The organism is Streptomyces sp. TRM68367, assembly GCF_014495685.1.
GTDB lineage: Bacteria > Actinomycetota > Actinomycetes > Streptomycetales > Streptomycetaceae > Streptomyces.
Genome location: NZ_JACTVI010000183.1, coordinates 1 through 7,352, shown reverse-complemented (window position 1 = coordinate 7,352; position 7,352 = coordinate 1). Strand labels below are relative to the sequence as shown.

At 71.4% G+C, this 7,352-nt stretch carries 6 protein-coding genes and 2 pseudogenes; 2 read left to right on the top strand and 6 right to left on the bottom strand.

What is annotated here, in order from left to right; translation table 11 throughout:
- Positions 1-139: 139 nt before the first annotated feature.
- From H8R17_RS43795 to H8R17_RS43785, 3 genes are all read right to left on the bottom strand, one after another.
- A complete protein-coding gene (locus H8R17_RS43795; protein ID WP_187828742.1) occupies positions 140-574 on the bottom strand; it encodes a Zn-ribbon domain-containing OB-fold protein in 435 nt (144 codons plus the stop codon).
- A gap of 459 nt (positions 575-1,033) precedes the next feature.
- The gene (locus H8R17_RS43790; RefSeq protein WP_187828741.1) at positions 1,034-1,177 is read right to left on the bottom strand and encodes a hypothetical protein; all 144 of its coding nucleotides are present in this window, start codon (positions 1,175-1,177) and stop codon (positions 1,034-1,036) included.
- Positions 1,178-1,218: 41 nt separating this feature from the next.
- Entirely contained in the window at positions 1,219-3,018 is a 1,800-nt protein-coding gene (locus H8R17_RS43785) for an RICIN domain-containing protein (protein ID WP_316959733.1), read from the bottom strand.
- A 405-nt stretch (positions 3,019-3,423) separates the two neighbouring features.
- Here H8R17_RS43785 and H8R17_RS49680 point away from each other — a divergent pair.
- Positions 3,424-3,508, top strand: a pseudogene (locus H8R17_RS49680) (UTP--glucose-1-phosphate uridylyltransferase); the annotation flags it as partial.
- A 136-nt stretch (positions 3,509-3,644) separates the two neighbouring features.
- Here the strand turns inward: H8R17_RS49680 and H8R17_RS43780 are convergent.
- Positions 3,645-4,082 (bottom strand): DUF4442 domain-containing protein, encoded by a 438-nt coding sequence (locus tag H8R17_RS43780; RefSeq protein ID WP_187828743.1) that lies wholly within the window; start codon positions 4,080-4,082, stop codon positions 3,645-3,647.
- Between the two features lie 175 nt (positions 4,083-4,257).
- Here H8R17_RS43780 and H8R17_RS43775 point away from each other — a divergent pair.
- A pseudogene (locus H8R17_RS43775) lies at positions 4,258-5,143 on the top strand (hypothetical protein); the annotation flags it as partial.
- A 39-nt stretch (positions 5,144-5,182) separates the two neighbouring features.
- Here H8R17_RS43775 and H8R17_RS43770 read toward each other — a convergent pair.
- Both H8R17_RS43770 and tuf read right to left on the bottom strand, forming a co-directional pair.
- Complete coding sequence (locus H8R17_RS43770) at positions 5,183-6,028, bottom strand: spermidine synthase (RefSeq protein WP_187828739.1); 846 nt, start codon at positions 6,026-6,028, stop codon at positions 5,183-5,185.
- Between the two features lie 115 nt (positions 6,029-6,143).
- Positions 6,144-7,262, bottom strand: coding sequence for an elongation factor Tu (gene tuf / locus H8R17_RS43765; protein WP_187828738.1), 1,119 nt, complete (start codon positions 7,260-7,262; stop codon positions 6,144-6,146).
- Positions 7,263-7,352 lie beyond the last annotated feature (90 nt).

Here is a 7,352-nt window from a genome sequence, read left to right as displayed (position 1 = left end):
CCCCGCCATCCACCAGGCCAACAGCAAGATCAACGCGCCCGCCGACACGCCCCAGGCGGCATAGAGGTTGACTCAGGAAACTCACGCACCCTCCTCTCTGATCGTCCCGCCCGGCTGTTCCCGCCGGAGCCGACTCCCGTCACCACCACTGCTGCAAAGCCGGTGCCGAATGGGTGAGTTCGACGAGGGGAAGGCCCTGGCCTTGGGGAGCGACGGCCCGTACGACAGTCACCTGTGCGCCCACCGGCACGACGACCGGTGCCGTCCCGGTGACCTGGCAGAGCAGGTTGAAGCCCTCGTCCATCGCGACGAACCACGTGTTGTGCTGGGCCTGGCCGTTGCGACGAACGACGACTCCAGCACCCGCGCTGCGTTCCCGGCTGAAGGTCATGGACCCGCAAGCACGGCAGAACGAGCGACGGTAGGCCGGAGTGCCGCACCAGAGGCAGCGCTGGAAGAAGAGTTCGCGACAGACCACCGGCAGGGTCGGCGCGCCGGTCGGTGTCGCGCCGGCGGCGGCCGCCTCGGGGGCTTCCTCGCGCTCGGTGTACTCGCGGGTTTCTGTCTGGAGCATCGCGGCCTCCTGCACGCAGTTCGGTGACCGGAAACAGGTGATCGGAATCCGATGTCCCCATCACCCTGGCCCTGCCGCGGTGCGCCGGTCAACGACGAGCTGACGCATCTTTGTGCGCGGAAAACGTTCCATCCGCCGAGGTCAGATGAAGTGCAGCAACCGGCTGCTGGTTGCGCTGGTGACAGTGGCCGGCTGCCGTCGGAGTTGTAGGCGAGCGTCTCGCTCCGTCCCCGCACGCCCGTGATCTTCGTGAGCTTCCAGGCCGATGCTGCCTGCTCACCGAAGGTGTACGTGATTCCCGACTTGTCAGCAGTGCTGTGAAGACGCCGGCGTCTGCTCGATGAACTTCCAATGGCCGCCGGTGAGTTGCCTACGCGTCACACCCAACGCCCTACTGGATCCAGCCGCCGTCCGGGAACAAAATCCGAAGCGTGATCACAACCTCCCGGGACAGAACACCTAGCCCGGCGGCTTCACCACGACGTCCGTCCGCAGCCGCAGATCCTTCGACGACGCCCCGACCCACACCGTGCGCCGGCCGGTGTTGACGGTGAAGCCGGCTTCGAGGCCGTCCCGGCGCCGGCGCCCCTCCGGATCTGCCACCCCGGTGGGGTGGCCCTTGATCAGTGGACGGTAGTGCCTGATCAGTGGAGGACGGCGCGGAGGCCCGGGACGGCGCCGGTCACGGTCGATGCGACGGGGTCGGCGGCGCCGACCGCGAGCGTACGGACGGCGTCGGCGGGGTCGGCCGAATCTGCGGGTTCGGTACCGGAGCCGACCTGCGCGAACCGCTTCTCGTACGTCTGCGACGGATCCTCGGGCGCCGGCCGGTGCGGCTCGTCCCCAAGAGGAGCGTCACCGCTGCGCTTCTGGGGGCGGCTCCCCTGCGGCGCCTCCTCTGCACGGCCCTGCTGCCCCGAGGTATCGCCCCGCTGCCCGAAGGTCTCCCCCGCGCCCTTCCCCGGCCCGCCCCCGCCGTTCGCGGAGTCTGTCTCCAGCAGCCACCGCTGCCCCTCGGAACCGTCCCGTCGCGTGACGACCACCTGCGTGCCGCCGGGAGCGACGACGAGGCCCTTGCCCCCGCGCAGCAGCAGCTCACCCCGGACGGTCAGGTCGTACCGGACGTGACCGGCGTGCACCAGGCAACCGGCCAGGCCGACCGTCCCGGCGTCGGCGTCGGAGGTGAGGCAGAGCGTGGGATCGGCGGCGCTGCGCAGCAGGCCGTCCTCCTGGTACGACCACTGCTGGGACCCGGCGGACGAGCATCCCGCGAGGACGACCGCCGCGCCCGCCTCAGCCCGGCCGTCGCGGGCGTCGAGGCACAGGCCGGAGGCGGAGTTGCGCAGCCGGCCGTGCGCGACCTCGGCGGAGTTGCCCGCGGGCGCCGCCGACGGGACCCCGCCGGATCTCGGTCCGGCCGGGTCGCCCGGGCGGACGGAGTTGCTCGCGGGCGCTCCCCAGGTGGCCCCAGGCGCAGCGGTGCCGCGCTCGTCGGACCAGCCGCGCGCGGCGAGCACGGTCGCGAGCAGGGCGAGGGACAGGCCGACGCCCAGGGCCACGGCCTTGGTGTGCCGCCGCGCCGGGGCGAGCAGGCGGCCGGCCGATGCGGGGCGGTGGCGTCCGCTGCCGCGGAGCCGGGCCATGCCGGACCCGGGAGGGCCCGGCTCGGTGCCGCCGCGGCCGGGCCGTGAGTCGAGGTAGCGGCGGGCACCCCAGCCGAGCACCGTCTCGGCGAGCAGGGCCTCGAGCCCGCCCTCGAAATAGCTGAGTTGTTCGGCGGCGTGGCGGCAGTACCGGCATGCCGCCAGATGCCGCCGCACATCCGGCAGCAGTGCCCCGCCCCGGCGCATCGGAACGTCGAGGAGACGGTTGTAGAAGCGGCATTCCGTACTGGGCGCGAGTTCCCGGTGGGCGCGCACACAGCCCACCCGGAATTGCTCGCGCGCCTGCTCAAGGGCGGCCGCCGCGGTGCCGTCGTCCACCCCCAGCAGACCGGCCGGTACGGATATGGGCTCGGCCTCCACCTCGGTGTGCCACAGCAGGCATTGCGAAGCCCCCGGAAGGCCCTCGAATGCGCGCTTTGCGAGCCGCCGCTTTTCGGGGGTCGCGGACCGCGCGGCGCGCAGTCCGCGGGCGCCGGTGGGTTTGCGGAGTTCCGGCAGGGCGCCGGAAATACTGTCGTCGTCGGCCCACTGCCCGACCATGTCCCGCACAGCCTGGAGCAGACGCGGCCGCAGGGCGCCGCCGGCCGGCCGGCCGAGCTCCCGGTGGAAGGCGGCGGTGACCGCCATCGGCGCCGAATCCGCAGTGGCGGCCAGGCAGATGACCGCGTACTCGTACACCGCCCGCCAGTGCCGCGCCAGCAGCAGCGCGACGGCGCGGGCACCGTCGCCGCCGTCGCCGGACCGGGCCAGGAGAGTGCCGTCGGATTCCCCGGGACTCACTCCGGGGCGGGGCGGATACGGAGGTCGTGGGGGGTAAGGGGATTGCACTGAACCATTTCCTTCCAAGCCGCAGGACGGCACACGGAACGCACGCCCGTCGGAAAGCAGGTGCCTGATTGGTGCATACCTACGCCGTGTCAGATCTATTGACCGGCTGTGAGGGCGCTCACTTTCGCACAAACGAACCGCAGGAAACAAGGAGCTCGAACGACCCAAGTTCAAGAAGCGGGAATTTCAGAAAGGTTACCAAGGGTATCCGCACCCACATTCGAAAAAACCCGTCGCGACCGCGCCAAGTTGTGTGCGCCCATGGACAGTTGGTACACGAAATCTCCAACCCCGAGGACCAGACCCACAGCCGGTTCTGACGATTCTCTCGGCCCGCCCCCGTCCGCGTGCGCCGGCACCGGCCGGCACAAGCGGGCCCGTCGAGGACCACTTCGACCACGCCTTCGAACTGGAACAGGCGCTCGCGGCCAAGGACGACACCGGCGATGCGGCGGACTGACGAGCGGTTCGCGGCCTGAGGCGGGGGCCCGGATCCTGGTAGTGGCTCACCGGGTCCCGGCCAGGGCATGCGCCTCGACGGGGGCCCGGAGCGCGATGGGCTCAGTTGCCCGAAGGGCTCAGTTGTCCGGGCGCAGGGTCCACACGACCGTCATCTCGCCGGTCACGGCGCCGTCCTCGCGGCGGATGGCGATGGACACCGGGAACTCGGGGCGCTGGCCGGCGTCCAGTTCGGCGACGACCTCGGCGGCCGGGCGGCCCAGCGTCGCGGTGGCGGTGACGGGGCCCATCGCCAGCTTCTTGTAGGAGATCTCGGCGCTCACCGCGAGCGGCACGGCGCGCGAGAGCTGCTCCCCGAACGCGGCCAGCACGATCGCCCCGCTCGCGGACTCGCCGAGCGTGAACATCGCCCCGGCGTGCGGCCCGCCCACGTGATTGTGGTACTCGCTCTGGTCCGGCAGGACCACCACGGCCTTGTCGGGCATGGTCTCCCGGAACTCGAGGTTCAGGGTCCGGGCCATGGGCACCGTGGCGGCGAGCATCTCGCCGACGGACATCTGGTCTGCGCTCATGGCGGCATGTTACCCATGAGTAGCCTCGGCTGGCCAGATCTGATCGGTCCATGCGGCGGGCATCACGCCCGAACCGCACCGAGTTGCTACGCCCCCGTCAAGCCGCAGTGACCGAATCGTGTCCCCGGCGCGGCTAGGGTGGCTGGTCATGTGGCCAGGAGAGCAGCCGCAGTGGGGCACGCCCGCTCCGATGGGCGCGCCGCAGCCGCCGCAGGGCGGGGGAGGCAGCCGGACCAAGCTGGTCGCGATCATCGCGGCCACCGCGGTGGTCGTGGCCGCCGGCGTGACCGGGTTCCTGGTGCTGGGCGGGGACAAGGACCACACGGCGGACGGCGGCAAGGACGGCAAGCCGTCCGCGAGCGCGACCACCGAGGCGACGCAGACCGAGGGGCCGACCCCGCCCGCCGGGGGCGACAACCCACGCGGCGGCGACGACGTGAAGGCGACCATTCCGGGCTGGAAGGTCGTCGTCAACCCGCGCTTCGGCACCATGTTCGACGTGCCCGCCGACAGGGAGATCGAGAAAACCGGCACGAGCGTGGGCTTCGAGTGGGAGGAGAAGGACGGCAAGATGGACCGCACCACCGTCACCGCTCCCGCCTACTTCAAGTCCAAGTGGTGCACGAGCGACGACGACAAGGACGGCCGCGAAGGAGGACACCTCCCTCGCCACCACCGGAACGCGCGGCGAGAGCGGCGCCAAGAACACGGACGAGGCGGCCGAGACCCGGGTCCCGTGGTGGATCTACGGCGGCTACACGCAGCCGGACAAGAAGAGCGTGAAGTACCAGAAGGCGAAGCCGTACACCACGACGTCCGGCATCAAGGGCAGCATCGCCATCGCGCACTCCGAGAACACCCCGCAGAAGGGCAGGTGCGCCAGCGACGGCAAGGCGATCACCTTCGCCTTCAAGAACACCGCGGGCGACTTCGTCACCTGGAACCTGTACGGCGCCAAGGGCGTCAAGGGCGAGATCCCGGAGGCAACCGTGCAGAAGATCCTGAGCACCGTACGCCTCACCAAGGAACCGCCCACCGAGTCGTAGCGCAGGCGCGCGGGGCCGGGTCCGGCACTCCGGCCCCGGTCAGCCGATGCCGAACGCCCCGCCGGGGGGCTCGGGCGACGGTACGGCGTCCGCGTCCCGGACCGGGCGCGCGCCGCCGATGAAGTCCCGTAGCGCGGGGCCGTGTTCGACCCGCGCCGGGAAGACGTCGGCGGCGGTGAGCCGGGCCAGGGCGGCCGTGTCGACGGGGCGGTGCGCGGCGACGAGCACCGCGTTGCCGAAGCGCCGGCCGCGCAGCACGGCCGGCTCGGCGATCAGCGCCAGCTCCTCGAACACCGTGGCGAAGGTGGCGAGTTGGGAGCGCAGGAACGCGAACGGCGCGGCGTCGGGCAGATTCGCCAGACAGACCCCGTGCGCGCGCAGCACCCGCTCCGCCTCGCGGGCGTACGTCACGGACGTCAGGTGCGCCGGGACGCGCGAGCCGCCGAAGACGTCGGCGACCAACACGTCCGCCGAGTCCGCGGGGGCACCCGCCAGCCAGGCCCGCGCGTCCGCCGTGTGCAGCGCGATGCCGGAACCGTCCGGCAGCGGCAGGTGCTCGACGACCATCTCCAGCAGCCCGCGGTCCGCCTCCACCACGTCCTGCCGGGAACCGGGCCGGGTCGCCGCCACATACCGCGGCAGCGTGAGTGCCCCGCCCCCGAGATGCACCACATCAAGCGCCCGCCCCGGCTCCGCCAGGGTGTCCAGCACATGCCCGAGCCGCCGCGCGTACTCGAACTCCAGATACGTCGGCTCATCCAGATCGACATACGACTGCGGCGCCCCGTCGACCGTCAACAACCACGCCCGCTTCCGATCGACGTCGGGCATCAGCTTGGCAGCGCCGTAATCGACGTCGCGACTCACGGGCATGGACTCGTTCACCTCCTCATTGTGCCTGGCTGCAGCGCGCCCCAAAGGGGCGCGCGACTGTATCGATATGCGGCTCCTCCGCGTGGGCGCGACCAGCCACGACGGTCCCGTAGCTCCCCACGACCTCTCACTCCACGGCGCTCACAGTCCCCGCCCCCACGGTCCGCCGACCCTCACGAATGGCAAACCCGAGCCCCGGCTCCAACGGCACCTCCCTCCCCAGCTCCACGCTCATCGCCACCGTCTCCCCCGGCCGCGCAACCGCAACCTCACCGAGATCGACGTCCCCGACGACATCCGCCGTACGGATGTAGAACTGCGGCCGGTACCCGGTCGACACCGGCGTCGTACGACCCCCCTCCCGCGCCGACAGCACATACACCTGCGCCGTGAACCGCCGCCGGGGCACCACACTCCCCGGCACCGCCACCACATGCCCGCGCCGCACGGCATCCCGCGGCACCCCGCGCAGCAGCACAGCCACGTTGTCCCCGGCCTGCGCCTCCTCCATGGGCTTCCCGAAGGTCTCCAGACCGGTGACGACCGTCTCCAACCCGGCCCCGAGCACTTCGACCCGGTCACCGACCCGGACCACGCCTCGCTCCACCGCACCGGTGACCACCGTCCCCCGGCCGGTGATCGTGAGCACGTTCTCCACCGGCAACAGGAACGGCGCGTCCAGATACCGCTCCGGCATCGGCACGTACGTGTCCACCGCGTCGAGCAGCGCCTCGACGGACGCCGTCCAGCGCGGGTCGCCCTCCAGCGCCCGCAGCCCGGAGACCCGTACGACGGGCACCGCGTCGCCGCCGTAGCCGTGCGCGGTGAGCAGGTCGCGGACCTCCAGCTCGACCAGGTCCGTCAGTTCCTCGTCGCCCGCGTCGGCCTTGTTCAGGGCGACGACGATGTGGTCGACGCCCACCTGCCGGGCGAGCAGGACGTGCTCGGCGGTCTGCGGCATGATCCCGTCGAGCGCGGAGACGACGAGAATCGCCCCGTCGAGCTGCGCGGCGCCGGTGACCATGTTCTTGACGTAGTCGGCATGGCCGGGCATGTCGACGTGCGCGTAGTGCCGGGTGTCGGTCTCGTACTCGACGTGCGCGATGTTGATGGTGATGCCGCGCGCCGCCTCCTCCGGCGCCCGGTCGATGCGGTCGAACGGGACGAACGCCCCGCTTCCGCGGTCGGCGAGGACCTTGGTGATGGCGGCGGTCAACGTCGTCTTGCCGTGGTCGACGTGTCCCATGGTGGGCCTGTCGATGAATTAGTGGGGCGTGTCGTGCTCGGCGGCCTGGGATGTCGCGTGCATGACGTAGCTGGCGAGGTCGCTGGGGTC